The organism is Sphingomonas olei, from assembly GCF_045369765.1.
Lineage (GTDB): Bacteria > Pseudomonadota > Alphaproteobacteria > Sphingomonadales > Sphingomonadaceae > Sphingomonas > Sphingomonas panaciterrae.
Genome location: NZ_JBIQEU010000010.1, coordinates 36102 through 61797, shown reverse-complemented (window position 1 = coordinate 61797; position 25696 = coordinate 36102). Strand labels below are relative to the sequence as shown.

At 65.5% G+C, this 25696-nt stretch carries 18 protein-coding genes; 8 read left to right on the top strand and 10 right to left on the bottom strand.

Annotated features, from left to right (window positions below; genetic code table 11):
• The first annotated feature begins 196 nt into the window (after nt 1-196).
• Nucleotides 197-1471, top strand: a complete 1275-nt coding sequence (locus ACH0BU_RS12150) for a M20/M25/M40 family metallo-hydrolase (protein WP_500264069.1) — start codon at nt 197-199, stop codon at nt 1469-1471.
• 19 nt (nt 1472-1490) lie between these two features.
• Entirely contained in the window at nt 1491-2444 is a 954-nt protein-coding gene (locus ACH0BU_RS12145) for a M14 family zinc carboxypeptidase (RefSeq protein ID WP_500264068.1), read from the top strand.
• Nucleotides 2445-4354: 1910 nt separating this feature from the next.
• Here the strand turns inward: ACH0BU_RS12145 and ACH0BU_RS12140 are convergent.
• The 4 genes from ACH0BU_RS12140 to ACH0BU_RS12125 all read right to left on the bottom strand — a co-directional run bounded on the left by ACH0BU_RS12140 (nt 4355) and on the right by ACH0BU_RS12125 (nt 11181).
• Nucleotides 4355-5149 (bottom strand): esterase/lipase family protein, encoded by a 795-nt coding sequence (locus ACH0BU_RS12140; RefSeq protein ID WP_136452016.1) that lies wholly within the window; start codon nt 5147-5149, stop codon nt 4355-4357.
• Nucleotides 5150-5250: 101 nt separating this feature from the next.
• Nucleotides 5251-6714 (bottom strand): efflux transporter outer membrane subunit, encoded by a 1464-nt coding sequence (locus tag ACH0BU_RS12135; protein WP_500264093.1) that lies wholly within the window; start codon nt 6712-6714, stop codon nt 5251-5253.
• Nucleotides 6714-9953: a multidrug efflux RND transporter permease subunit gene (locus ACH0BU_RS12130; RefSeq protein WP_500264067.1), complete on the bottom strand. Its 3240-nt coding sequence runs from the start codon at nt 9951-9953 to the stop codon at nt 6714-6716. The genes ACH0BU_RS12135 and ACH0BU_RS12130 overlap by 1 nt, the downstream gene beginning before the upstream one ends.
• A 1-nt stretch (nt 9954) precedes the next feature.
• On the bottom strand, nt 9955-11181 hold the full coding sequence (locus ACH0BU_RS12125; RefSeq protein WP_125944444.1) for an efflux RND transporter periplasmic adaptor subunit: 1227 nt from the start codon (nt 11179-11181) through the stop codon (nt 9955-9957).
• Nucleotides 11182-11545: 364 nt separating this feature from the next.
• On the opposite strand from ACH0BU_RS12125, the gene ACH0BU_RS12120 reads away from it, so the two are divergent.
• From ACH0BU_RS12120 to ACH0BU_RS12105, 4 genes are all read left to right on the top strand, one after another.
• Nucleotides 11546-13660, top strand: a complete 2115-nt coding sequence (locus ACH0BU_RS12120; protein ID WP_500264066.1) for an autotransporter assembly complex protein TamA — start codon at nt 11546-11548, stop codon at nt 13658-13660.
• Nucleotides 13660-17883: a translocation/assembly module TamB domain-containing protein gene (locus tag ACH0BU_RS12115; protein WP_500264065.1), complete on the top strand. Its 4224-nt coding sequence runs from the start codon at nt 13660-13662 to the stop codon at nt 17881-17883. The genes ACH0BU_RS12120 and ACH0BU_RS12115 overlap by 1 nt, the downstream gene beginning before the upstream one ends.
• A 124-nt stretch (nt 17884-18007) precedes the next feature.
• Nucleotides 18008-19480, top strand: coding sequence for a flavin-containing monooxygenase (locus tag ACH0BU_RS12110; RefSeq protein ID WP_334654703.1), 1473 nt, complete (start codon nt 18008-18010; stop codon nt 19478-19480).
• Nucleotides 19481-19560: 80 nt separating this feature from the next.
• Nucleotides 19561-20052, top strand: coding sequence for an asparaginase domain-containing protein (locus ACH0BU_RS12105; protein ID WP_046410105.1), 492 nt, complete (start codon nt 19561-19563; stop codon nt 20050-20052).
• Between the two features lie 76 nt (nt 20053-20128).
• Here ACH0BU_RS12105 and ACH0BU_RS12100 read toward each other — a convergent pair whose 3' ends face one another.
• The 3 genes from ACH0BU_RS12100 to lipB all read right to left on the bottom strand — a co-directional run bounded on the left by ACH0BU_RS12100 (nt 20129) and on the right by lipB (nt 21991).
• Nucleotides 20129-20827, bottom strand: a complete 699-nt coding sequence (locus ACH0BU_RS12100) for a hypothetical protein (RefSeq protein WP_500264064.1) — start codon at nt 20825-20827, stop codon at nt 20129-20131.
• A gap of 161 nt (nt 20828-20988) precedes the next feature.
• Entirely contained in the window at nt 20989-21240 is a 252-nt protein-coding gene (locus ACH0BU_RS12095) for a hypothetical protein (protein ID WP_046410108.1), read from the bottom strand.
• A gap of 88 nt (nt 21241-21328) precedes the next feature.
• The gene (gene lipB, locus ACH0BU_RS12090; RefSeq protein WP_500264092.1) at nt 21329-21991 is read right to left on the bottom strand and encodes a lipoyl(octanoyl) transferase LipB; all 663 of its coding nucleotides are present in this window, start codon (nt 21989-21991) and stop codon (nt 21329-21331) included.
• A gap of 93 nt (nt 21992-22084) precedes the next feature.
• On the opposite strand from lipB, the gene ACH0BU_RS12085 reads away from it, so the two are divergent.
• Both ACH0BU_RS12085 and ACH0BU_RS12080 read left to right on the top strand, forming a co-directional pair.
• The gene (locus ACH0BU_RS12085; RefSeq protein WP_500264063.1) at nt 22085-22897 is read left to right on the top strand and encodes a glycerophosphoryl diester phosphodiesterase membrane domain-containing protein; all 813 of its coding nucleotides are present in this window, start codon (nt 22085-22087) and stop codon (nt 22895-22897) included.
• On the top strand, nt 22894-23640 hold the full coding sequence (locus ACH0BU_RS12080; RefSeq protein ID WP_500264062.1) for a hypothetical protein: 747 nt from the start codon (nt 22894-22896) through the stop codon (nt 23638-23640). Before ACH0BU_RS12085 ends, ACH0BU_RS12080 begins: the two co-directional genes overlap by 4 nt.
• Here ACH0BU_RS12080 and ACH0BU_RS12075 read toward each other — a convergent pair.
• From ACH0BU_RS12075 to ACH0BU_RS12065, 3 genes are read right to left on the bottom strand one after another with little or no spacing between them, the layout of a single operon-like run.
• Nucleotides 23610-24203, bottom strand: a complete 594-nt coding sequence (locus ACH0BU_RS12075; RefSeq protein WP_500264061.1) for a GNAT family N-acetyltransferase — start codon at nt 24201-24203, stop codon at nt 23610-23612. The two genes, ACH0BU_RS12080 and ACH0BU_RS12075, sit on opposite strands and share 31 nt — an antisense overlap.
• Entirely contained in the window at nt 24194-25036 is an 843-nt protein-coding gene (gene hemF, locus ACH0BU_RS12070) for an oxygen-dependent coproporphyrinogen oxidase (RefSeq protein WP_500264060.1), read from the bottom strand. The genes ACH0BU_RS12075 and hemF overlap by 10 nt, the downstream gene beginning before the upstream one ends.
• A gap of 51 nt (nt 25037-25087) precedes the next feature.
• Nucleotides 25088-25546 (bottom strand): tRNA (cytidine(34)-2'-O)-methyltransferase, encoded by a 459-nt coding sequence (locus ACH0BU_RS12065; RefSeq protein ID WP_046410118.1) that lies wholly within the window; start codon nt 25544-25546, stop codon nt 25088-25090.
• Nucleotides 25547-25696 lie beyond the last annotated feature (150 nt).

Genomic DNA, 25696 nt, shown 5'->3' with positions numbered 1-25696 from the left:
GGTTATGCGACGTTGAACAATCAATCAGTTCCCTGACGCGATTGGCACTCGTCCCCGCCACTTTCGTGAGTAGCATGCGGTGAACAGGCGATCGTGACTGCAAGAGCGGCGCGACACACATGGTGCCGACGCGGCGGTACCGGCGACACGTTGGTCGCCGCGGTCGCCGGCGGTACATCGCAACGAGGGGGCATGAATGAAGACGCTGTTGACCTTGGCATTGCTGGCGAGCGCGATGGTGCCGGCAGCGGCAGTCGCGCAGAACCGGGACGCGGCAGCCAAGCAGTTCCTGTCCAGCCCCAAGTTCGCCGCCGCCAAGGCCAAGCTTGCCGCCGATCACGATCGCATCGTGGCGGATGTCATCACGCTGACCGAGATCGAGGCGCCGCCCTTCAAGGAAGCCAAGCGCGCCGCCGCATTCCTGGAGATGCTGGGCGCCGAGGGGCTGACTGACCTGACCACCGACGCGGAAGGCAATGTGTACGGCACCCGCAAGGGCACCGGCGGCGGGCCGCTGATCGTCATCACCGCGCACCTTGATACGGTGTTCCCCGAAGGCACCAACGTGAAGGTGCGGCGTGAAGGCAACATGCTCTACGCGCCGGGCATCGGCGACGATACGTCGAGCCTGCCGGTGCTGCTGGCATTCATCCGCGCGATGAACGAGGCGAAGTTCACGACCAAGTCGGACATCGTCTTCATGGGCAATGTCGGCGAGGAAGGGCCGGGCGATCTGCGCGGCACGCGCTATCTGTTCACCAAGGGGCCGCTGAAGGGTCGGATCGGCTACTTCATCTCGCTGGAGCCGGGGCGCGCGGGGCGCATCACCAATGCGGGGGTCGGATCGAAGCGCTACAAGGTGACATTCTCGGGGCCGGGCGGCCATTCGATGGGCGATTTCGGCCTGGTGAACCCCGCCAATGCCATGGCCAATGCGATGGTCGAGTTCGGCAAGATGAAGGTGCCGGCGGAACCGCGCACCGTGTACAATGTCGGCCTGCTGGAAGGTGGCACCTCGGTCAATTCGATCCCGTTTTCGACCGCGATGACGGTGGACATGCGGTCGGTCGGCAAGGCCGAACTGGACACGGTGGAGAAGAACTTCCTCGCCATGTTGCCGGGCGCAGTAGCGGCGGAGAACGCCGCGCGGTCCACCGCCAAGGGCAAGATCACCTATGAGGCGAAGCAGGTCGGTGACCGGCCGGTCGGCACCACGGCGTCGTCGACCGACATCGTCCAGATCGCGACCGCCGTCACCAAGGCAGCGGGCTTCACGCCCAGCTATGGCGCGGGATCGACCGATTCCAACATTCCGATGAGCCTTGGCATCCCGGCGGTGACGCTGGGATCCGGCTTCCAGACGATGCGGGCGCATTCGCTGGAAGAGGCGATGGTGGTCGACAAGCCAAAGGACGTGGACAGCATGGCGGTGAGCCTCGCCACATTGCTGATGCTTGCGGGGGCGAAGTAAACAGGGGGAGCAGATCACGATGCGTGCATTGATGCTGGCAGCCACAGGGCTGTCGATCGTTTTCGCCAGCGGCGCGGCAACCGCCCAGTCGCGGACCGTGACCGACCCGGTCGCGGTGCTCAAGGCAAAGCCGGGCTCCGACTATTTCCTCGCCAATTACAAGCAGATCAGCGAGTGGCTTCAGAAGGTGTCACAGGAAAGTGACCGGATGAAGCTGGTGAGCATCGGCAAGACCGCCGAGGGTCGCGAACAATATATGGCGATCATCTCGTCGCCAGAGAACATCCGCAACCTTGATCGTTATCGCGGCATTGCGCAGCAGCTCGCGCTGGCCAAGGGGCTGACCGACGATCAGGCGAAAGCGCTGGCCGACCAGGGCAAGGCCGTCGTGTGGATCGACGCCGGGCTGCATGCGACCGAAGTCGTCAACGCGCAAAGCCACGTTCAGCTGATCCACGAAATGCTGACGCGGACTGACCCCGAGACGATGCGCATCCTGAACGACACGATCGGGCTCTATGTGTTCGCCAACCCGGACGGGCTGGACCTCGTTGCCGACTGGTACATGCGCCTCGCGGACAAGGCGAAACGCAGCACGAACACGATCCCCGTGCTTTACCAGAAGTACGTCGGGCACGATAACAACCGCGACAGCTACGCCTCGCACCAGCCCGAGACTACCAACATGAACCGCGCGGCCTATCGCGAGTGGTTCCCCCAGATCCTCTATAACCAGCATCAGACCGGGCCGGTGGCACGGTGGTGTTCATCCCGCCCTTCCGCGATCCGTACAATTTCAACAACGAGCCGCTGGTCATCAACCAGACGGATGCCGTGGGTACGGCGATGCATGCGCGGCTGGTGGCGCAGGGGAAGGGCGGGTCAGTCTCGCGATCGGGCGCGCCCTATTCGACCTGGTTCAACGGCGGCGTCCGCACGGTCGGCTATTTCCACAATCAAGTCGGCATCCTGACCGAGATCATCGGCAGCCCGACGCCGATGGAAATCCCGCTCGTGCCGGCGAAGCAGCTCGCCACATCCGATGGCGTGATGACGATCGCGCCGCAGAAATGGCACTTCCAGCAGTCGATCGATTACGTGAAGGAAATGTCGCGGGCGATCCTCGACTATGCCTCGCGCAACCGCGAGACGGTGCTGTTCAACCGCTACGTCATGGGTCGAAACCAGATCCAGAAGGGTAGCGAGGATAGCTGGGTTGTCACACCCAAGCGGATCGACGCGGTCAAGGCGGCGGCGGAGCGGCTGAAGAAGGAGAGCGGCGGTAGCGCGCTAGACGATCTGGCCGGGTATAACACGCGCGATATCGTGCCCTCCACGCTGTACCAGACGATCCTGCGCGATCCACAATATCGCGCGCCGCGCGCGTTCGTGCTGCCGGTCGACAAGCAGGCGGATCTGCCCACCACGGTGGATTTCCTCAACTCGCTGATCAAGACCGGGGTCGAGGTGGAACGGGCGGACAAGCCGTTCAGCTATGGCGGCAAACGCTATGCCGCCGGCTCGTACATTGTGCGGTCCGACCAGGCGTTTCGCCCGCACGTGCTCGACATGTTTGAGCCGCAGGACCATCCGCAGGACTTCGCCTATCCGGGCGGGCCGCCGATCCGGCCGTATGACATCACCGGCTACACGCTGGCGTATCAGATGAACGTCACGTTCGATCGCCTGCTCGACGGCGCGCCGCAGCATTTCCCGCAAGTCACCGATGTGATCCAGACTCCGCCGGCCGGGCGCGTGATCGGCGACGGTGGGGCGGGTTATGTCGTCAGCCATGCGACCAACAACAGCTTCATCCTGACCAATCGGCTGCTGAAGGCCGGAGTGCCGGTGTACTGGCTGAGCCAGGGTGTGACCGTGGGCGGCGAGCAGCTGGCGCCCGGCGCCTTGTGGATCCCGGCGGGCGGCGCTGCGAGCGGCATTGTCGATGGTGCGGTCAGGACGCTGGGGATCGATGCGCATGCCGTTACCGCCAAGCCTGCTGGCGACGCGGTGAAGCTGAAGCCGGTGCGGATCGGGCTGGTGGACCATTATGGCGGCTCGATGGCGTCGGGCTGGAACCGCTGGATCTTCGAGAAGTACGAATTCCCCTACACGCGGGTCTATCCGCAGGAGCTCGACAAGGGCGGACTGAACGCAAAATATGACGTGCTGGTGTTCCAGTCGGACGTCCTGGGACGCGAGGGGCGGCCGCCACAGAAGCAGCCGGATGCCGCCGACCTGCCGGCCGAATGGCGCGCTACCTTGGGTCATATCACCAGCGAGAAGACGGTGCCGCAGATCGCTGCCTTCGCCAAGGCGGGCGGTACCGTGATCGCAGTCGGCGGCGCAACACGTCTCGGGGCCGAGATGGGGCTGCCTGTCTACAATGCGCTGACCAGTGTCGATGCATCGGGCAAGCGCGTGCCACTGCCGAGCACCAAATTCTATGTGCCGGGTTCAGTGTTGCAGGCAAAGGTCGATCCCAGCGACCCGCTGGCGTACGGCCTCCCCGAGACGCTCGACATCTTCTACAACAACAATCCGACCTATGCCGCGGTGCCGGGGCAGGCGGGTGTGCGGCGGGTGGCGTGGTTCGCCAGCGACGATCCGCTGCGGTCTGGCTGGGCCTGGGGGCAGAAGGCACTGAACGGCACGGCCACCGTGATCGACGGGACACTGGGGCAGGGCCAGGTTTACCTGCTCGCCAATGAAGTGACGCAGCGCGGCCAGCCCTATCCGTCGTTCAAGTTCCTGTTCAATGCGGCGCTCTATGGCCCGACCCAATCAGGACAGACCGCTCGCAAGGCGGACTGATCGCTAACGCGTTCGATTGTCCGCGCCGGTGATCTGGCGCGGACAATCGATCCCGTAAGATGCGCGGGATCAGGCGTGGCCGACGGTAGGGTACGCCATGGCGCGTAGCAGGCCGCGCCGATCGAACGGCTTCCAATCGTCCTCCGGCTGGGCGAGCCGGTCGGCCACCGCATAGAGGACGGCAGGATTGACCGGCATGCCGAAGTGGCTGCCAAAGATCTCGATATTGTCGGTGGTGGCGCAATGCGGCTCGACGCAATTGGCCCAGGGCACGATGCCGTCGTCCCGGCTCCAGATCGCGGTGGACGGGACCGTCAGCTGCTGCGCGGCCTCGCCCATATAGCCAAGCGCCACCGGGTCATCGATCTTGTGCCCCGACAGATATTCGTAGATCCGCCACACCCGCGTCGATCGCGGCGTGCCAGAGAACGGCGCGCCGAGGGTGATGACCTGCCGCACCATGGCCGGGCGACGGTGGGCGATCACGCGGGCCATGATCCCGCCCAGGCTCCAGCCGACGACGCTGACGCGGCGCCCCTCGGCAGCGTGGATCGCCTCGAGCCGGGCGATCAGCTTCTCGCCCTCCGATCCGATCGAACGCGGGCCCCGGTTGCGCCCGAGGTCCCAGCCGTGAACGTCATAGCCGAGCCGGCGAAGGTAGAAGCGCAGGATTCGCGTCGACTTGTCCGAGGCGTTGAAGCCGGGGATGACGAGGACGGGATGACCGTCGCCATGCGGGACGCTGGCGAGCGCCGGGGCGGCCCAGGGCAGCATGCCGAACTCCAGCAGCGCGCGGGGCAGTTCGGTAAGCGCCAACAGCGGGGAGGGCGGCGCCACCACCGTGTCCGCCGCATCATTGGCCATCGTCTGCGTCTCCTCAGGGTCCGCGAACAACGGACAGAACCGGACAAGGTTCTGCCGCGCAGCCGCTTAATCGTGACTATATGGTGAGGATTACGTGCCGGTCACCGCGGATTCGGCGCGGATGAGCCCACCAGGGCCGGGGCAGGGACGGCGCCCACCGCGTTGACCGCGAGCTGCGAATCACCGCCCAACGTGCGGTAGAGCGTCACCAAATTCGTCGCGCGGATCAGGCGGGTCTGCACCAGCTGCTGCTGCGCCGCATAGAGCGAGCGTTGCGCGTCCAGCGTGGTCAGGAACGGCTCCACCCCACCGCGATAGCGCGCGTTCGACAGCTGGTAGGTGTCTTGCGCGGCGGCGGCGAACCGCTCGGTCGCGGCGAGTTCATCACTGATAGTGCCGCGGCGGGCGAGCGCATCGGCAACCTCGCGGAACGCGGTCTGGATCGTCCCTTCGTAGCGGGCAAGCGCGGCCTGCTGTTGCGCGCGGGTCTGCTCCACGCCGGCTCGCGCCGCGCCGCCGGCAAAGATTGGATAGGCGATGTTGCCGGTCGCGGTCTTGGTCAACGCGTCACTGCTGATCAGCGAGGAGAGCGCCGTGCTGGCAAAGCTGAACAGCCCGGTCAGCGAGATGCGCGGGAACAGCGCGGCGCGCGCAGCGCCAATTTCGGCGTTGGCGGCGCGCAGATCATATTCGGCCTGCACCACGTCGGGCCGGCGCAGCAGGACCTGGCTGTCGAGGCCCGCGGGCAGCTCTGCCACTGTGCCGGCGGCTTCCTCGATCGAGGCGGGCAGAAGCGCCGGATCGATCGGCGCGCCGACGAGCAGTTGCAGCGCATTGATATCCTGCGCCAGCGCGGTGCGCTGGCTGGCGATATTGGCTTCCGCCGTGGCCAGGATCTGCTCCGCCTGGCGCAGGTCGGTGCGCGGCGCAATGCCGCCAGACACGCGCGCGCGGGTGAGGTCCACCGACCGCCGTGCGGCTGCGGCGGTGTCCTGCGCGATCTTCAGCAGGCTCTGGTCCGCGGCATAGGTAAGCCAGGCACTGGCAACATCGCCGGTCAGCGTCAGGCGGACGGCGCGTGCAGCGGCCTCCTGACCGAAATAACGCGCGAGCGCGGCGTCGCTGAGCGAGCGGACACGGCCGAACAGATCCAGTTCGAACGCGCTCGTTCCCAATGTTGCTTGATAAGTGGTGCCGCCGACGGCGAAATTGCCGCCCGCCGCCTGCCGGCCGATCTCGCGCCGGGTGATGGTGGCGCCGGTGTCCACCTGCGGGAACAGCTCCGCACGTTGGATGCGGTATTGCGCACGCGCTGCCTCGATATTGGCGACGCTGGCGCGAAGATCGCGATTGTTCGCGAGCGCCTGGTCGATGAGACGCTGCACCCGTGGGTCGCGGAAGATGTCACGATAGGTGACGCTGGGCAGCGCGGCCTCGCTCTGCTGCAGATAGGCGTCGCCCGTCGGCCACGACGCCGGGACCGGAAGGTCGGGTCGCACATATTTGGGCGCCATGCCGCATCCGGCGAGCGCGGTGCCGAGCAGAAGCGGCAGGAGGAGGCGCATCACGATTGCTCCAGCTGCGGTGTGCCCTTGGGGGGCACATTATTGTCTTCAGGCGGGCGGTGGCCGGGTTCCTCGCCGCGCAGCTTTGCCATGCCGTCACGGAAGCCGCGACGCACCAGCACGAAGAACAACGGGATGTAGAAGATCGCCAGCACCGTCGCGGTGAACATGCCGCCGATCACCGCCGTGCCGATGGCAATGCGGCTGTTCGCGCCAGCGCCGGTGGAAATGGCAAGCGGCAGCACGCCGAAGATGAAGGCGAGGCTGGTCATCAGGATCGGGCGAAGGCGGATGCGCGCTGCGGTCAGCGCCGCTTCGATGACGCGCGCGCCCTTTTTCTCTTCCTGCTCGGCAAATTCGATCATCAGGATGGCGTTCTTCGCCGCGAGCCCCATGGTCGTGAGCAGGCCGATCTGGAGGTACACGTCGTTCGTGAGGCCGCGCAGCGTGACGAAGGCAACTGCGCCGATCAACCCGACCGGGATGACGAGCAGCACCGCCAGCGGGATCGACCAGCTTTCGTACAAAGCGGCGAGGCACAGGAACACCACGATGATCGACAGGCCGTAGAGCAGCGGGGCCTGGCCCGCCGACAGGCGTTCCTGATAGGAGATGCCGGCCCAGGCTACGCTGGTTCCCGGGATCTGTCGCGCGAGTTCCTCGATCCGCGCCATTGCGTCACCCGAGCTGCCACCCTGCGCCGCCGAACCCTGGAATTCGAACGACTGGATGCCGTTGAAGCGTGACACGGTCGTTGGCGCCTGCGACCAGCTGGTCGACGCGAAGCTGGAGAAGGGCGCCATCTGCCCGTTCGCGCCGCGCACGAACCATTGGTTCAGCGAATCGGGATTGTCGCGATAGGGTGCGTCGCCCTGCACGAACACGCGCTTCACGCGGCCACGATCGACGAAGTCGTTGACGTAGCGGCCGCCCCAGGCGGTCGACAGCGTCGTGTTGACGTCGGTCTGCGACAGGCCAAGCGCTGCGATACGTTGCGGATCGGTGTTCACGCGCAGCGTGCCGATGTCCGGCAGTTCGGACAGGCGCACGCCTGACAGCTTCGGATCGGCATTCGCCATCGCGAGCAGCTTGTCGCGCGCGGCGGCAAATTCCTTGGTGCTGAGGCCGCCGGTATTCTGAAGCTCCATGGTGAAGCCCTCGGACTGGCCGAGGCCACGGATCGCGGGCGGGACCAGCGCGAACACCTGCGCATCGCGGAACGCGCGGAAGGCGGCTGCGGCACGCGCGACGATCGCGTCGGCCGAGTTTTCCTTGCCCTTGCGGTCGGCCCAATCGGTCAGCGAGATGAAGCCCTGACCGGTATTCTGCCCGGAAGCGCCGCCACCGCCGCCGCCGGCGACGGTCAGCATCGTGCGGACGTTGTTCTTCTCATACTCCTGGAAATAATGCTCGACTGCCTTCTGCACTTCCTCGGTGCGGGCACGGGTGGCGCCCGCAGGCAGGCGGAACTGCACCTGCGTGCCGCCCTGATCCTCGGTCGGCAAGAAGCCGGTGGGAAGGCGAAGGAACAGCACCGCGAGCAGTGCGACGATCACCAGATAGATGCCGACGAACAGCCACTTGCGATCGATGACGCGGCGGGTGGCAGCGACATATCGCTCGGTCGCACGCTCGAAACTGGTGTTGAACCAGTGGCTCGCGCGGTCCAGCCGGTCGCTGACCCAGCCGAAATGGCGCGCGAAGCGACCTTCGCGGTGGTCCTCATCCTTCTTGTGGCGCTGCTTCAGCAGCGTTGCCGTGAGGGCGGGCGACAGGACGATCGCCACGGCAACCGACAGCACCATTGCCGAGATGATGGTCAGCGAGAACTGGCGGTAGATCACGCCGGTCGACCCGCCGAAGAACGCCATCGGCAGGAACACCGCGGAGAGCACCAACGCGATCGCGATCAGCGCAACGGTGATCTCGTTCATCGACTCGATCGTCGCTTCACGCGGCGTCATGTCGGGATTTTCCTCAAGCAGACGCTCGACATTCTCCACGACCACGATCGCGTCATCGACGAGCAGACCGATCGCCAGCACCAGCCCGAACAGGGTCAGCGTGTTGATCGAGAAGCCCGCCAGATAGAAGACCGCGAAGGTGCCGAGCAACACGACCGGCACCGCAATCGTCGGGATCAGCGTCGCGCGCCAGCTCTGCAGGAAGACGAACATGACGATGACGACGAGGATGATCGCCTCGATCAGCGTCTTCACCACCTCGTCGATCGACAGCTTGATGAAGTCCGTCGAATCGTTGGCGTAGGCGACCTTGATGTTGGGCGGATAGGTTTTGGCGATGCGTGCGATTTCCGCCTTCACCAGTTCCGCGGTGGTCAGCGCGTCGGCGCCCGGCGCGAGCAGGATGGCGATGCCGGCGCCCGGATGGCCGTTGATCCGGCTGCTGGCATTGTAGTTTTCGGAGCCGAGCTCCACCCGCGCGACATCGCCGACGCGCACGGTGGCGCCCGATGGCAGCGTCTTGAGAATGATGTCGCGGAATTGCTGCGGCGTCTGGAGACGCGATTGCGCGGTGACGGTCGCATTCAGCATCTGGTCGGACGGCATCGGCTGTCCGCCGATCTCGCCCGCCGCGACTTCGGTATTCTGCGTCTGTATCGCGCTTACCACGTCGCCCGGCATCAGCTGGAAGCTCGCGAGCTTCGCCGGATCGAGCCAGATGCGCATGGCATATTGCGAACCGAAGACATTGGTGTCGCCGACGCCCTGCACACGGCCCAGTGGGTCCTGCAGCGTCGAGGTCATCAGGTCGGAGACGTCCCGGTTGGTCATCCGGTCGCTCTCATCATAGACGCCGGCGATCATCAGGAAGTCCGGGTTGGACTTGCGCACGGTGACGCCCTGCTGTTGCACCTGCGCCGGCAGGCGGGTGAGCGCCTGCTGGATCGAGTTCTGGACCTGGACCTGCGCAATATCGGGATCGGTGCCCTTTTCGAACGTCGCAGTGATCGACACCGAGCCGCGCGAGCTGGACGACGAGGCGAAGTAGAGCAGGCCGTCGATTCCCGTCAGCTGCTGCTCCAGAATCTGGGTGACCGAGTTCTCGATCGTCTCCGCATTCGCGCCGGGATAGGTGGCGCGGATCGACACCTGCGGCGGCGCCACGTCGGGATATTGCGCGATGGGAAGGCCCATGATCGCACCGGCACCCGCCATCATGACGATGATGGCAAGAACCCAGGCAAAGATCGGACGGTCAATGAAGATGCGCGACATCTCAGCCGCCCTTCGCCTTCTGCTGTTGCTTCAGCTGTTCGGGCGTGGGGGGCTTGGGTTGCTGCGGCGCCGAGGCGGGGACAGGACGTACCGTGCTGTTGGGACTCAGGCGGGCGGTGCCCTGCGTGATGACGCGATCGCCGGGATTAAGCCCGCCGGTCACGATCCAGTTCGCGCCATCGGCGCGGACGGTCTGCACCGTGCGCTGCACGGCCTTGTTGTTGGCATCGACGACCCACACGGTCGCATTGCCCTGCGGATCGCGCGCGACCGCTTGCTGCGGCACGAGGAAGGCGTTGGCCTCGATCGCTTGAGCGAACACGGCACGCACGAACATGCCCGGCAGCAGCAGCCCGTCCGGATTGGGGAAGCGGGCGCGCATCGTCACGGTGCCGGTCTGCTGATCGACCACCACTTCGGAGAATTCGACAAAGCCGGTGCGACCATAATCGCTGCCGTCTTCCAGCTTCAGGCGGACGGCGGCGCTGGCCGGCAATGCGCCACCGCTGGCGAGTTGCCGGCGCAGCCGCAACAGGTCGGCCGCGGATTGCTGGATATCGACATAGATCGGGTCGAGCTGCTGGATCGTCGCCAGCGGGTCCGCCTGGCTGGTGGTCACCAGCGCACCGACGGTGAACAGCGACCGGCCGATCCGGCCGGTGATCGGGGCGGGAACGGTGGTAAAGCGCAGGTTGACGCGCGCCGTTTCCAGCTGGGCGCGGTTCTGCGCGATGCTCGCCTCCGCCTGACGCTGGGTTGCGACCGCGTCGGTATAATCCTGCTTGCTGACTGCCTCGATCTCCGCGAGCGGACGGAAGCGTTCGGCACGCACACGTGCGGCGGCCGCCGTCGCCTGCGCGCTTTGCACCGCGGCCGATGCCTCGTTCACGGCCGCGCGGTACAGGCTCGGATCGATCTGGTAGAGCGGCTGCCCCTGCCGCACCAGGGAGCCCTCCTTGAACAACCGCTTCTGGATGACGCCGCTAACCTGAGGGCGCACCTCGGAGCTTTGGTAGGCGAAGGTCCGGCCGGGCAGTTCGGTCATCAGCGGGACACGGGTCTGCTGGACCACGACATAGCCAACCTGCGGCGGTTGCCCGCCGTCACCCTTGCCCGCGGCCTTGCCCTGGGTTCCGGCGCCCTGATTGCCGGTGTCGCCGCCGCTGCTGCACGCCGCCAGAGCCACCGCGCTGACCAACGCGAGCGTTCGCACCTCTATCAACCGCATCAATCCTGCTTGCTCGTCAGATCATTAGCCGACCGGGCACACGCGAGTGCACGAACTTTCGCTCGATACATTGACCATGATCTCCGCAGAAAGCGGCCGCTCCGGTGCGGCAGCCCAGTGGCATCGTTAAGCCTGTCGCGTAATCGCTTTCAAGCGGGGTTGCCACCCTGAACATGTCGCAACTTGTCGCACCGGTTACGGTGCGGAAACTTATCGTTCAACAAAGCGTTGGGCCATGAGGGGGGATTCGAAAAATCGGACGTCCCGAGGTTGAGAAGGGGCGTTTGTGCGGTTCAATTCGGGGTGTCATCGGTGGCTCGCGGTAGCGCTGGTTGCTGCATCTTCAGCGGCAGCGAGCGGGCAGATGGCAAAGCCGGGGACCGCCCCTGCAACTGGACCTGACGCACCCAAATCAGCGACGGCACCGCAGAATGCGCAAGGGAACGAGCCCATCGTGCCCGATGCGGCATTCGACGCCGCGCTCCCGTCGCTCTCCGGCGATATCAATGCGCCGCTCGAGCCGATGCCGCCGCAGACCGTTCAGCCGTCACCCGACGGATCGTCTGCCGCGCCGATCAATGGAACCGCCACCATCCCGCCGCCCGCACCCGAGGACCCGGCGCTGAACCAGCCGTTGCCGCCGCTCAGCGCGACCGACACGGTGCCGCTGCAGACCGCCGCGGACGTCACGGACAGCGATGCACCCGAGATCCGGTATGAGACGGTGGTCCGCGGGTTGAATGACATCGGATTGGAGGATGAGTTCAATTCGCTGTCTGCATTGCGCGAAGGCGGCGGCAAGGCGGCCAATGCGACGCAGGTAAATGCGCGCGGGCGCGAGGACGAACAGCTTGCCGTCCGGCTGATGAAGTCGCTCGGCTATTATGATGGCACCGCGTCGATGGTGCTGGAGACGATCCCCAACGAACCGGGCCGTCTTCGCGTGGTCCTGACCGCGACGCCGGGACCGATATTCAAGCTCGGCACCATCACCGTGGTCGCGAACCCGACGGTGCCGCCCAATCTGGTGCGCGAGCAATTGCCCCTGAAGACCGGCGACCCGATCGAGGCCGCGCGCGTGCAGGGGGCAGAGGCAAATGTCTCGCTCGTGCTGCCGCAGCGGGGCTATCCGTTCGTGGAGGTAGGAGAGCGCGACATCCTGCTCGACGACGAGACGATGACGGGCGATTACACGCTGCCGGTGGATACCGGGCCGCGATCGTCCTTCGGCGTGGTGCAGACCGAGGGCGATAACGTCTTCGACCTCGACCATCTCAGCATCTTCCCGCGGTTCAAGCAGGGCGAATTGTACGACCAGCGGCTGCGCGACGATCTGCGCGAGGCGCTGATCGCGACCGGCCTGTTCGACACGATCAGCGTCGAACCGGTGCGAACCGGACGGCCGGGCCCGGAGGGGACCGAGCAGATCGACATGATGGTCCGCCAGACCAAGGGGCCGTGGCGCAGCCTGGCGGGCAGTGCTGGTTACGGCACGGGTGAGGGCGTCAAACTGGAAGGCGGCTGGACCCATCGCAACCTGTTCCCGCCGGAGGGCGCCTTGATCCTCGCCGCAGTGGCGGGCACGCAGCAACAGGGCGCGGCGGCCACGTTCCGGCGGCAGAATGCCGGGCGCCGCGATCGCAGCTTCTTCACCGGCATCACCGCCAGCCATTCCAATTATGATGCATTCGATTCCTACACCGGTTCGCTCTTCGCGCGCTGGGCATATGAATCGACGCCATTGTGGCAGAAGCAATTCACCTACGCGTTCGGCGGCGAGCTGATCGCGACCAACGAGAGTGTCTTTGACTTCGACCTGAACGAGCGCGTGCGCCGCACTTATGGCATCGCGGCGATCCCGATGCAGACCGTGTGGGATCGGTCGAACGACCTGCTCAACCCCACCCGCGGCTTCCGCCTCAAGCTGAACGTCAGCCCGGAGGCATCGGTGCATGGGCAGGTGCGGCCCTATGCGCGCACCATGCTGGAGGCGACAGCTTATTACCCGGTCACCGACAGCCTGGTGATCGCGGGCCGCGCGCGGGCGGGATCGATCTTCGGCATCTCGCGCGATGATCTGGCGCCGTCGCGGCGCTATTATGGTGGCGGCGGCGGATCGGTCCGCGGCTACGGCTATCAGCGTCTCGGGCCGCTCGAGCCGGTATCGTCGCTGAAGCCAAACGAGGACGGCGAGATCAACCTCGCCGATCTGCGCCCGGTGGGGGGACGAAGCATCAACGAATTTTCGCTGGAGGCGCGCTACCGGTTCGGCAATTTCGGCATCGTGCCGTTCATCGACGCCGGCAATGCCTATGAAAGCACGTTCCCCAATGCGTCTGACCTGCGGTTCGGCGCGGGCATCGGCGGGCGCTTCTACACCAATTTCGGACCCTTGCGCGTCGACGTCGCCACCCCGCTCAATCCGCGGCCGGGCGATCCCAAGGTCGCGCTGTACGTCTCGATCGGGCAGGCATTCTGATGGTCGAGGACAACACAGCGCCCACCACCGAGGTAATCATCGAGCGTCGTCCGCTCTGGCAGCGCGTCGTCAAATGGATCGGCATCGCACTGGCGGCGCTGGTGCTGCTGCTGCTGGCGATCGTCTTCGGCATCAACACCGATCCCGGGCGGCGCTTCGTCGCCAACCAGTTGGGCAATTACACGACGGCTGGCGGCCTCAACATCAAGGTCGGCCGGATCGACGGGTCGTTGTACGGGCGGATGGTGCTGACCGATGTTCGCGTAAGCGATCCGAAGGGCGTGTTCATTGTGTCGCCGCGCCTTGACGTGGACTGGCGGCCGTTCGCGTTCCTCATCAATCACGTGAACGTGAAGAGCCTGCAGAGCGAGCTCATCACGATGGCGCGCAATCCCGAACTGATCCCGCAGCCGAGCGACCCGAACGCGCCACTGCTGCCCGATCTCGACATCGATATCGATCGGCTGCGCGTGGCTCGCTTCGTCATGGAGCCGCCGGTGGCCGGTCGGCGGCACATCGCGCGGATCGACGGGTCGGCGCATATTGCCGATCGGCGTGCCCAGCTGACGGTGGATGCCGGGGCGCTGCGGGGACCGGGCGTGGCCGGTGGCGATACGCTTCGCCTACGGCTGGATGCGGTTCCCGACGACAACAAGCTAACGATAGACGCGCGCCTGTTCGCGCCCGCTGGCGGCCTCGTTTCCGGCCTGGCCGGTACCAAGGCGCCGCTTACCGCCACGATCGACGGTCGCGGCAGCTGGAAGTCGTGGCAGGGCAAGTTGAACGCGACGCTCGGCGGCGGGCGTCTGGCGGATCTCAACCTGTCGGCCCGCGACGGGCATATCGAGGTGCGCGGCACGACCCGGCCGGGGCTGTATCTTGAAGGGCCGGTCGAGCGACTGACCGCGCCGCAGCTCGACGTAGCAATCGATTCGACGCTCGCCGAGCGGCGTGCGGATACCCGGTTCAAGCTGCGCTCCAGCGCGCTGGCGGTGGACGGCGGCGGCATCGTCGACCTGGCGAACAGCCGCTTCGGCAATTTCGCGGTCGATGCCAAGCTGCTGACGCCGGGCGCCATCGCCCCCAATCTGCGTGGTCGGGACGTGCTGGCACGAGTAGTGCTGAACGGCGCCTTCGCGACGCCAACGGTGGACTATAAGCTGCGTGCGACCACGCTGGGCTTTGCCGAAACCACGGTCGAGAACCTGTATGCCGAGGGGCTGGCACGGGTGGATGCGGATCGCATCCTGGTGCCCGTCCATGGTCGTGCGCGGCGCATTTCCGGGCTGAACCCTGCACTGGGTGGCCTCACGACTAACGTCCGGCTAGATGGCGATATCGCGATCGACATGCCGCAGATCCTCTCCGACAATCTGCGCATCCGCTCCGACACGATCGATGCGACCGCGATCATCGCCGCCAATATGGAAACCGGCCGGTACACGGGCGCGCTCAAGGGCCGGGTCAACAATTTCCGGGTCGAGAGTGTCGGCATCCTCAACCTGACGACCGATGCCGAATTGGTGACAAAGCCCAATGGCGGGTTCGGGATCGTCGGTCGCGTGGGCGTGCAAACGCGCCAGATCTTCAACGACGGCGCGCGCAGCTTCCTCGGCGGCAACGCCGTCGCCTTCACGAACTTCGGCTATGATACCGACGGAATCGTCACCTTCCGCAACATGAAGCTGACGGCGCCGCTGTTCCGCGTGACGCGGGGCGAGGGGCGTTATGACCTGAATACCGGTGCGGTCGCGGTGTCGGCCGACGCCTATTCCAACCAATATGGCTCGCTGTTCGCGCGGGTCAGTGGAAGCGCTGCCGCGCCGGTGGTGAACCTGCGCGCGCCGCGCCCCGGCGTCGGGATCGGCCTTGCCGACCTCAACGCGCGTATCGTCGGCCGCAACGGCGCCTATGCCGTGACCGCGACGGGCGGGACCACCTATGGTCCGTTCAATGCCGACGTCTTGGTCACGCCGGGATCGCAGCTGGCGATCGACATCCGCCGGGTCATCTTTGCCGGGGTCAATTTCGCCGGACGCGTGGTGCAGACCGCGGCGGGGCCGTTCGCCGGCCGCGTGCAGTTTGCCGGCTCGGGCACGCGAGGCACCGTCCAGTTGGGCGGGCAGGGACGCTATCAGACGGCTGCGATCGACGCGCGCGCCAATGCGGCCCGCTTCCCCGGCGACGTCGACTTCGTCATCGGCCGCGCGATCGTGAAGGCCAATGTCGTCCTCTACGATCAGCCCCAAGTGATCGCGGACGCCCAGGTTGCGGACCTGCGCTATGGCCCAACGGTGATCGAGAGCGGCCGCGTGAAGGTGAATTACGCCGGCGGCAATGGGACGGCACAGGCCCTGTTCACCGGCTCCAACAGCGTGCCGTTCCGACTGGCCGCTAACGCCCGTCTGTCGCCCGACAATTATCTGGTGGCGTTGCAGGGACAGGCCAACAACATCAACTTCCGCACCGGCAATCCGGCGCGCATCACCAACAATGCGGGCGTGTACCGGCTGGCGCCGACCCAGATCATCTTTGACCAAGGTCGTTTGCGCATTGCTGGCTCCTATGGTGACGGGCTCAGTGCGCAGATGCGTCTCGACAGCCTCGACCTGTCGATCGCCAATGCGCTGGTCCCGAACCTCGGCCTTGGCGGCAAGGCGACGGGCAGCCTGGACTTCGTCCAGGCGAGCGCCGAAGCCTTCCCGCAGGCGGACGCCCGGATGACGATCACCGGCTTCCAGCGGTCCAGCCTAGCCACGGTGTCGGAACCGGTGGACGTCGTCTTTGCCGGCCGGCTGTCGAGAAGCGGTGCCGAGGCGCGTGCGCTGATCAATCGCGGTTCGACGACGGTCGGCCGGTTGCAGGCGTTCCTGCGACCGCTCGGCACCGGCGGATCTTGGGCATCGCGCCTGATGGCCGCCCCGCTGAGCGGCGGCATCCGCTACAATGGCCCGTCGGGCGTGCTATTCAGCCTGAGCGGCCTCGCGCACCAGCAGCTGACCGGGCCGATCGTCGTCGCCGCGGACTTCGGCGGCCGTGTTTCGGCGCCGCAGCTGAACGGCCTGATCCGCGCCGACAATCTGACCTATGACAATGAAACCTACGGTACGCGCCTGTCGAACATGGCGATCCGCGCGCGGTTCAATAACGACCGGCTGCAGCTCGACAGCCTGACGGGGCGGGCGGGCGACGGAACCGTGCGCGCGCAGGGTTATGTCAGCCTGGCGGCGGATCAGGGGTATCCGATGCAGATCGATGCCCAGCTGAACGACGCACGGCTCGCCCGGTCGGATTCGCTGGGTGCGACCGCCACCGGCACTCTGTCGGTGACCAACGGGCGTGGCGGCGGGCTGATCAAGGCGGATCTCACCATCCCCGAGGCGCGCTACCAGATCATCCGCCAGGGGTCGGCGGAAGTGCCCGAGCTGACGGGCGTTCGCCGCAAGAGCGACATTCGTCCGGCGCGGATCACCGATCGGCCGGCGGCGGCGGAACCGCAGTCCATGGGGCTGTTCCGCCTCGATATCCGCATTCGCGCCGACAACCAGCTGTTCGTCTCCGGCATGGGGCTGGAGAGCGAGTGGGAGGCCGACATCAAGGTGGGCGGCACGTCCGCGGCGCCGCTGATCACCGGCGGGCTGGATCTGGTGCGCGGCACCTATTCCTTCGCCGGCAAGCGCTTCGACCTGGAACAGGGCCGGGTCCGCTTCCGCGGCGGGGCGATGACCGACCCGGATATCGATATACGCGCGACCACGGTGAACGACGGCGTTACCTTCGCCATCAACATCGCCGGCACGGGCCAGCGGCCGCAGATCACCTTCTCCTCCACGCCCTCGCTGCCGCAGGACGAGGTGCTGAGCCGGTTGCTGTTCGGCACCAACCCGGAGAATCTGTCGGCGATCGAGGCGCTGCAACTCGCATCCGCACTCAACTCGCTGCGCGGGTCGGGAGGCGGGCTGAACCCGCTGGGCAAGCTTCGGTCGGCCACGGGCTTCGATCGCCTGCGCATCCTCGGCGCGGACGATGCGGCTGGGCTCGGCACGGCGCTTGCCGCCGGAAAGTATCTGACCGACGATATCTATATCGAGATCGTCACGGATGCCCGCGGCTTCACCGCCACGCAGTTGACCATTGCGCTCAGCCGTTCGCTCAGCCTGCTGACCCAGGCGGGATCGTTCGGCGGATCGAATGCGCAGCTGCGCTACTCCAAGGATTATTGAGGGAGGCGGCGGCCAACGGATCATCAGCGATCTGGTGGCCGCCACTTACTGACACGCGAGTAAGTCTGGTCCTTTCCCCGCCCGGCGTGTTGCGGTACGCTCGGGCACAAGGAGAGGATCGGCCATGACCGAACACGTCGACGTCATCATCGTGGGGGCCGGACTGTCCGGCGTAGGCGCCGCGCATCACCTGCAGCGGCGTTGCCCGAACCGATCCTATCTGATCCTTGAGGCGCGCGCGGCGATGGGCGGGACGTGGGACCTGTTCCGGTATCCCGGCATCCGCTCCGACAGCGACATGCACACGCTGGGCTACAACTTCCGGCCGTGGACCAAGGCGAAGGCGATCGCCGACGGCCCGTCGATCCGCGAATATATCGAGGATACGGCACGGGAAGGCGGCATCGATCGCCGCATCCGGTTCAATCATCGCGTGACCGGCATGTCCTGGTCCACCCCCGATGCGTGCTGGACGGTGACCGCGGAAACGCCGGAGGGACCGGTAAGCTTCACCGCCAACTTCCTGCACATGTGCTCCGGCTATTATGATTATGAGCGTGGGCACGCGCCGCAGTTTGCCGGGCAGGAAGACTTCGCGGGGACGATCGTCCACCCGCAATTCTGGCCCGAAGACCTGGACTACAGCGGCAAGCGCGTGGTCGTGGTCGGCAGCGGTGCGACGGCGGTAACGCTAGTGCCGGAGATGGCGAAACGTGCGGCCAGCGTGACGATGTTGCAGCGATCGCCGACCTATGTCGTGTCGCGGCCGGCGCAGGATTCCATGGCCAATTGGCTGCGCGCGAAGCTACCGCAACATGCCGCCTACGGCATCACGCGGTGGAAGAACGTGCTGTTCGGCATGGTCTTCTACCGCATGACCCGCAAGAAGCCGGAAAAGGTGAAGCAGAAGCTGCTCGATCAGGTGCGCGAGCATCTCGGGCCTGATTACGACGTCGCAACCCATTTCACGCCGCGCTACAATCCCTGGGACCAGCGGTTGTGCCTGGTGCCTGACGCCGACCTGTTCGACACGATCAAGGCGGGCAAGGCGGAGGTCGTGACCGACACGATCGAACGGTTCACGCAGGACGGGATCAAATTGCAGTCCGGTCGCACGCTGCCGGCGGACGTCATCGTGACGGCGACAGGGCTGGAGGTGAAGCTGCTCAGCGGCATCGCGCCGGTCGTTGACGGGGAGACCAAGGATCTGTCCGCGGCGCTGCAGTACAAGGGGATGATGTTCTCCGACATTCCCAACCTCGCCTTCACGTTCGGCTACACCAATGCATCCTGGACGTTGAAGGCGGATCTGGTCGCCATGTACCTGTGCCGCGTCCTCAACACGATGAAGAAGCGGGGGATGCGGCAGGCCACTCCGCGCATCGGCGCCGAGCCGGTGGGCGTCGAGCCCTTCGTCGATTTTTCGTCGGGCTACATCCAGCGGGTGGCAGACCAACTGCCCAAGCAGGGCAACCGCAAGCCGTGGCGGCTGAATCAGAATTACGCCCTTGATGTCATGGCCTTGCGGTTCGGATCGGTGGACGACAGCATGGAGTTTTCCAACCCGGCGCCAGCGCGGGCGCGCTTCGCCGCGTGATATCGGTCGCCGGGACGCGGGGCCTTTCGATCGCCGGCAACTTGGGTCATGGCGCTGCTCGTTAACAGAACGGCGGAGTGTTGCCCGTGACTCAAGTGCTGATCCTCACCACCGGCGGAACCATCGACAAGCTCTATTTCGATGCGCTGAGCACCTATCAGATCGGCGACACGGTGGTGGACCGGCTGCTCCACACCGCGCGCGTGACGCTGCCCCACCGCATTGTCGGCCTGATGCGCAAGGACAGCCTGGAACTGACCGATGAGGATCGCGCCGCCATTCGCGACGCCGTCACACACGCGCCGGAGGACCGGATCGTCATCACGCATGGCACCGACACGATGACCGAGACGGCGCAGGCGCTGAGCGGGCTGGAAGGGAAAACGGTCGTACTGGTCGGCGCATTGTCGCCGGCGCGCTTTGCGGAGAGCGACGCGGCCTTCAATCTCGGCATGGCATTCGCCACCGCGCAGGTGGCGCCGCCAGGCGTCTGGATCGCGATGAACGGAACCGTGTTCGACGGTGCCAAGGTGCGCAAGGACCGCAGCCAGAACGCCTTCGTACCGGTGTGATCGTCAATCGGAGCTGCCGAATGAAAACGGCGCCGCATCGCTGCGGCGCCGTCCAGATCCTGGCAAAGCCTGAGGCTTACCGCTGCGCGAGGCTCACTGCGGCCACCGGCGGCGGGAAATCGAGCGAGCCGCACTTCTTCGTCTGCCACTCGCCCTTCTTTGACCAGCAGACCTTGTCGAGCCGCGGGACGCGTGATTCCGCATAGAAGGAGCGGGGGAACTGCTGCTCACCCCAAGGCGACAGGCTATTGCGCATCTCGCGCATCCGCTCCTGCGCGACCGCAGCGAAGCTGCCGCGCGGCGCATAGATCAGCGCACGGCCGATCGAACCGGCGGTCTGGCAGAAGTTGTACTGCGCCGCGATCGCGTTGAAGCTCGAATACGTCTTGGTGCCGAACTGGTCGAACGCCGTTTGCGCAGCCTTTGGCGTCTTGTGCGTGCGCTTGAAGTAGTCGTAAACCGTATCGTACGAATCCTTCAGCTCGGTCCGATGGTCGAGCAGGATTGCGTTGTAATTCTCGACCGTTAGCAACGTCGGTTCGAACTGGCACTGAAGCGCGGCGACATTCATGCCGGCACGCAGCGTCCAGGTGAGGGCCGCGCGGACCTCCTTCTCGGTCGCGCCGGGCAGTGCCTGCGCAATGCCCGGCTCATCCCCCCGGACAGCCTGACCGGAAAGGTCCTTGGACTTCATGAAAAACTGCGCCGACGCCGGCGCCGACGCGACCAGCGCGGCCATGACCACGCTCGCACCGAAGACCCGCAACCCAACCATTGATACCACTCCCCGCTACTCGCAACGCGCGGGATTCTTACGCCTTTTGGACCGAACCTCCAACACAGATCATGCACGGCCGGTCGAATTTGTGACGCCCGAATCAGAAAGGCCGCCCGGTTGCCCAGGCGGCCCATTAAATCACGTCAGAGACGCGATGATTACATCGCGTTCGTGCCGTTCATCATCATCATGTCGTTCGACAGCATCGTGTCGTTCGCCAGCATGCCGTCGTTCATCGCGCCGTCAACCGCCGTCATGTTGTCGGTCATGGTGTCCATGCCCTCGGTGGCGTTCAGATCAGTGATGGTGGTGTTGTCGACGTTGGTTTCGGTCTTGGAACCGCAAGCCGACACGGCGAGCGCTGCAGCCGCGATGGCCGAACCGGTCAGGATCTTCGAGATAGCACGCATGGATAGCTCCCTAGATAAAGGATTTGGACGGCGGACGGATCCTTAATACCCAAATCAGACTGGATATTAGTCAGAGAACGCCGCCCCCTCAAGTCTCGATTTTACGCGAACAAGTTAGACTTTCGAGGAAAGCGCGGCTCGTCAACGCCAGCGCAGCATCAAAGGTTTCAATATCATGGCTGGCCCCCAACGCCGCGGCGCTGGTCACGGGATAGTCGGCGATGCCGCAGGGCACAATCCCCGTGAAGTGCGACAGATCGGGCGAAAGGTTCACGGAGAAGCCGTGCATCGTCACCCAGCGGCGCACGCGCACGCCGATTGCGCCGATCTTCGCTTCGCGGCCCTGCGCGTCCTGGGTCCAGATCCCGATCCGGCCCTCGGCGCGAAATGCGGGAATGTCCATCTGCGCCAAAGCGGCGATGATCCATCCTTCCAGTGCGTGGACGAAACAGCGCACGTCGCGCCCACGCTCCGCCAGGTTCAGGACGAGATAGCCGATCCGCTGCCCAGGCCCATGATAGGTGTAGCGGCCACCGCGGCCCGCATCGATGACGGGAAAGCGCGCGTCGAGCAACTCGTCGGCGGACGCGCTGGTCCCGGCCGTATAGACGGGGGGATGTTCGAGGAGCCAGACAAGCTCGCGCGCCTCGCCCGCAGCGACAGCGGCCGCCCGCGCCTCCATCTCCTTCAGTGCCGCAGAATAGTCGGTCAGCCCCGGCGTCACCCGCCATTCGAGATCGTTGATGTCCATCGCACTGGAGCAGATGCGACCGGGCAGGGCGATTGGCAACCATTCGTCCGATCGAGTAGCGTCTACCCGTCGCAACAGCAGCAGAGTCGATTGATGATCAGCATGGGAACGGTGTGGGACCGCACAAAGGCGGTCATCGCCGGACGGCTCGGTATTCTGTTGTCACTTGCATTGGTGTTCCTGTTCGCGCCCACCGTCGTGCAGGCGAGCGTCGATGCCATGGCCGAGACCCCCGGCCAGCCGGGTAGCGGAACCGCGATCCTGTCGTTGATGGTGTCGCTGCTCGCGACCGTTGGCACGCTGGCGATCACGGCGGTTGCCACCGATCCTAACGTCGATCGTCCGCGCGCGGCCGCGCTGGGCATCCAGCGCCTTGGGCCGGCAATCGGGATCGTCCTTCTCCTGACGCTGGCGGCGTTGCTGATCGTGATGCCCGGCGTTCTGCTGATGGTGGCGGCGGGGCTGGACGTGACTCGGGCGCAGCTTGGGCAGGCGCAGGCCAATCTGAACCTCGGGGTGGCGGCCGCCGCCGGGCTGTACTTCATCCTGTTCTTCGCCCTGATGTTCTGGGTGACCGCGCGCTTCGTGCCGCTGCTGGCGGTAATCGTGAACGAACGCCGCGGCCTGGGCGCGATCCGCCGCAGTTTCGAGCTGACGCGCGGGAGCACATGGAAGCTGATCGGCGTGCTGATCCTGTTCGGGATCGTCTGCCTCGTCGCGGTGGTGGCCGCCACCAACGTGGCCGGGCTGATCACGCGATTGATCGTGGGGCCGGATCAGCCTGGCCTGGTGGCGCTGGCGGTGGCGATCACGACGGCGGCCCTTACGGCGCTTTTCGGGATCATCCAGTCGGTTTTTTCCGGCCAGTTCTACCTTGCCGCGCGTGATGTTAAGGACGCTGCGTGACCCCTACTTTCATGAACCTGCTGGCCAACGCCTGGCGGGTGTTCCGCCGCGATGCGGACCTCATCCTGCGCATTGCCGGGCCGCTCATCTTCCTGCCGGCGCTGGCGGTCCAGCTGCTGTGCGACCCGCTGCCGGCACTGCCGACCGAGCGCGGCGATGAAGCTGCCATGGAGCAGTGGATCAACGCCGTATCCGCCTGGGGCAACAGTAACGCCTTTTTCTACGTGCTGGCGGACCTGATCGGGATGATCGGCCTGGCGGCGATCGCATTGTTGCTGCTGTCGCCGGACCGGCTGACAGTGATCGGCAGCCTTGGCGCCGCCGTCCGACGCCTGTGGCGATTCGTGCTGCTCAACCTGCTCATCGCCATTCCCGTCGGGCTGGGATTGTGGCTGTTCGTCTTTCCGGGTCTCTATTTTCAGGCGCGCTTGATCGCGGCGCTGCCGGCGCTGGCTGCGGCGCCTGAGCTAAGCGCGGCGCGCGCCATCGGTCGTAGCTGGCGTCTCACTGCCAAGCCTGCCTGGGCGATCCTGGGCGCGGTCGTGTCGCTGTTTCTGGCGCAGTGGATCATCGTTCGCCCGCTGTTCCCGCTCGACACCTGGCTGCGTCAGCCGGAGCATGAGAACCGGTTCCTGATCGCCATGGTGGCGATATTGCTGACCGCCGCGACCACGATCTACAATATCGCGATCCTGATGGTGGGAACGGTGGTCTATCGCCGCGGGGTCAACAGCGGGATGTGAGGCGCGACGTCCGCGGGGAGCAGCCCGGCGACCCGCGGATCGGCAAACGTCTCCACCGTTCGCCGGATCGGGGCAAAGCCCTGCGCGCGGTAGAAATTGAGCGCTGACGGGTGATCGAGCGTGCAGGTATTCACCGTGAGCCGTTCGATCCCCGGCCGCCAGGCGCGCAGCAGCGCCTCCGCCATCAGCCAGCGGCCGTGGCCACGCCCGGTCAGTTCCGGGACCAATCCGAAATAGGAAATCTCGCCAACCGACGGCTGACGAAAGTCGAGTTCGACAAAACCGATCTCGATCCCCATCGAATCCATCACCGGATAGACTTCGATCCGCGGGTCCTGAATGATCGGCAGCAGCGTGGCGTCGTCCATCACCAGCCGCGAAAACCACAGCCAGGGCGCGCCAACCCGGCGGAACAGGATTCGGTAGGCGTCGGCGCCCGGTTGCCGCCAGCGAAAGATTCGCAGGGGAGACGAGGGCAGCGGCCGTAGCGGCGGCCGCGTCGTCATCTCCAGCGTCGTGACGACGGTGGCCAGTTGGTCATCAGGAACGGGCGTCAGCCCCATGTGGCGACCGGTGGCAGGCTCATCAGAATCGCGTCGATGTTGCCGCCCGTCTTGAGGCCGAACAGCGTCCCGCGGTCATAGACGAGGTTGAACTCGGCATAGCGCCCGCGCCATTCGTTGCGCGCTGCCATCTCCGCATCAGTGAAGGGCATGTTCATGCGCCGCCGCACGATTTGCGGGTAAATGTCGAGAAAGGCACGGCCGACATCCTGCGTGAACGCGAAATTGTCGGCGAACGCGCCTTCCAGATGGTCGTAGAAGATGCCGCCGACACCGCGATGAACCTTCCGGTGCGGGATGTAGAAATAATCGTCCGCCCATTTCTTGAACCGCGGGTAATGATCCGGATCGTGCGCGTCGCACGCCGTCTTCAGCGCCGCGTGGAAGTCCTCGGTGTCCTCGCTGATTGGCAGCGGCGGGTTGAGATCCGCGCCGCCGCCGAACCACCGCTTGGTGGTGACGAGGAAGCGGGTGTTCATGTGAACCGCCGGCACGTGCGGGTTCGCCATGTGCGCCACCAGGCTGATGCCGGTCGCGAAGAAGCGCGGATCATCGCCCGCCCCATGGATGGTCTTGCCGAACTCGCTCTCGAACGTCCCGCCGACGGTGGACACGTTCACGCCGACCTTTTCGAACACGCGGCCCTTCATCACCCCGCGAACGCCGCCGCCGCCCGGCTCGCCCGACGGGTCGTGACGATCCCAGGGCGTGTAGGTGAAGCTGGCCTCCGATCCTGCCTCGCGCTCGATCGCCTCGAACGCGGCGCAGATCTGGTCGCGCAGATGCTCGAACCATTGGCGAGCGGCGGTCTGTTCTGGGTCGAGCGTCAGCATGATCGCGCCTTTAGAGACAGGGTGGATCGGGTGTCGAGGTGCCAGAATGTCCTACCGGGCAGGCGCCTCAGCATGCCTGAGCTGGCGCAGGGCTTCGGCAAGGATGATTCCCGCGCTGACTGCGACATTGAGCGATCGCATGCCCGAAAGCAGAGGAATCCGCACGGCCAGATCGGCACAAGCATGCACGTCGTCGGGTACGCCAGCGCTTTCGCTGCCGAAAAGCAGGATATCCGACTGTTCAAAACGGGCGTCCCACAGGTCGGTCGCGCCGCGCGTGCTGGCAAGCACCAGCCGGCCATCACGCTCCTTGTTGAACGTCGCCCAATCGACATGCCGCGTGACCTGTCCGGCCGGAAGATAGTCCATGCCGGAGCGGCGTAACGCCTTGTCACTCCAGGGAAAACCCATTGGTTCGATGAGGTCGACGGGAACGCCAAAGCAAGCGGCGGTGCGCAGGATCGTTCCCACGTTGCCGGCGATGTCCGGTTCGTAAAGCGCAAGTCGCATGGCAATGCTTTAGCAATGGTGAGCCGTGCCGCCATGATGAAGCGCCGGTGAATGATCGCAAAATCACCATTGGCAGGCGCAGGGTGCGAAGCTATCAACCCGCCGACCCCGCGGGGCGATGGGGAAAAAAGGCGGGCGTCGGGGAGGCTC

What these genes read in the sequence shown, in the direction of transcription:
- ACH0BU_RS12150 (WP_500264069.1), top strand. Translation starts at nt 197, where the DNA reads ATGAAGACGCTGTTGACCTTGGCATTGCTGGCGAGCGCGATGGTGCCG.
- ACH0BU_RS12145 (WP_500264068.1), top strand. Translation starts at nt 1,491, where the DNA reads ATGCGTGCATTGATGCTGGCAGCCACAGGGCTGTCGATCGTTTTCGCC.
- ACH0BU_RS12140 (WP_136452016.1), bottom strand. Translation starts at nt 5,149, where the DNA reads ATGGCCAATGATGCGGCGGACACGGTGGTGGCGCCGCCCTCCCCGCTG.
- ACH0BU_RS12135 (WP_500264093.1), bottom strand. Translation starts at nt 6,714, where the DNA reads ATGCGCCTCCTCCTGCCGCTTCTGCTCGGCACCGCGCTCGCCGGATGC.
- ACH0BU_RS12130 (WP_500264067.1), bottom strand. Translation starts at nt 9,953, where the DNA reads ATGTCGCGCATCTTCATTGACCGTCCGATCTTTGCCTGGGTTCTTGCC.
- ACH0BU_RS12125 (WP_125944444.1), bottom strand. Translation starts at nt 11,181, where the DNA reads ATGCGGTTGATAGAGGTGCGAACGCTCGCGTTGGTCAGCGCGGTGGCT.
- ACH0BU_RS12120 (WP_500264066.1), top strand. Translation starts at nt 11,546, where the DNA reads ATGGCAAAGCCGGGGACCGCCCCTGCAACTGGACCTGACGCACCCAAA.
- ACH0BU_RS12115 (WP_500264065.1), top strand. Translation starts at nt 13,660, where the DNA reads ATGGTCGAGGACAACACAGCGCCCACCACCGAGGTAATCATCGAGCGT.
- ACH0BU_RS12110 (WP_334654703.1), top strand. Translation starts at nt 18,008, where the DNA reads ATGACCGAACACGTCGACGTCATCATCGTGGGGGCCGGACTGTCCGGC.
- ACH0BU_RS12100 (WP_500264064.1), bottom strand. Translation starts at nt 20,827, where the DNA reads ATGGTTGGGTTGCGGGTCTTCGGTGCGAGCGTGGTCATGGCCGCGCTG.
- ACH0BU_RS12095 (WP_046410108.1), bottom strand. Translation starts at nt 21,240, where the DNA reads ATGCGTGCTATCTCGAAGATCCTGACCGGTTCGGCCATCGCGGCTGCA.
- lipB (WP_500264092.1), bottom strand. Translation starts at nt 21,991, where the DNA reads ATGGACATCAACGATCTCGAATGGCGGGTGACGCCGGGGCTGACCGAC.
- ACH0BU_RS12085 (WP_500264063.1), top strand. Translation starts at nt 22,085, where the DNA reads ATGATCAGCATGGGAACGGTGTGGGACCGCACAAAGGCGGTCATCGCC.
- ACH0BU_RS12075 (WP_500264061.1), bottom strand. Translation starts at nt 24,203, where the DNA reads ATGGGGCTGACGCCCGTTCCTGATGACCAACTGGCCACCGTCGTCACG.
- hemF (WP_500264060.1), bottom strand. Translation starts at nt 25,036, where the DNA reads ATGCTGACGCTCGACCCAGAACAGACCGCCGCTCGCCAATGGTTCGAG.
- ACH0BU_RS12065 (WP_046410118.1), bottom strand. Translation starts at nt 25,546, where the DNA reads ATGCGACTTGCGCTTTACGAACCGGACATCGCCGGCAACGTGGGAACG.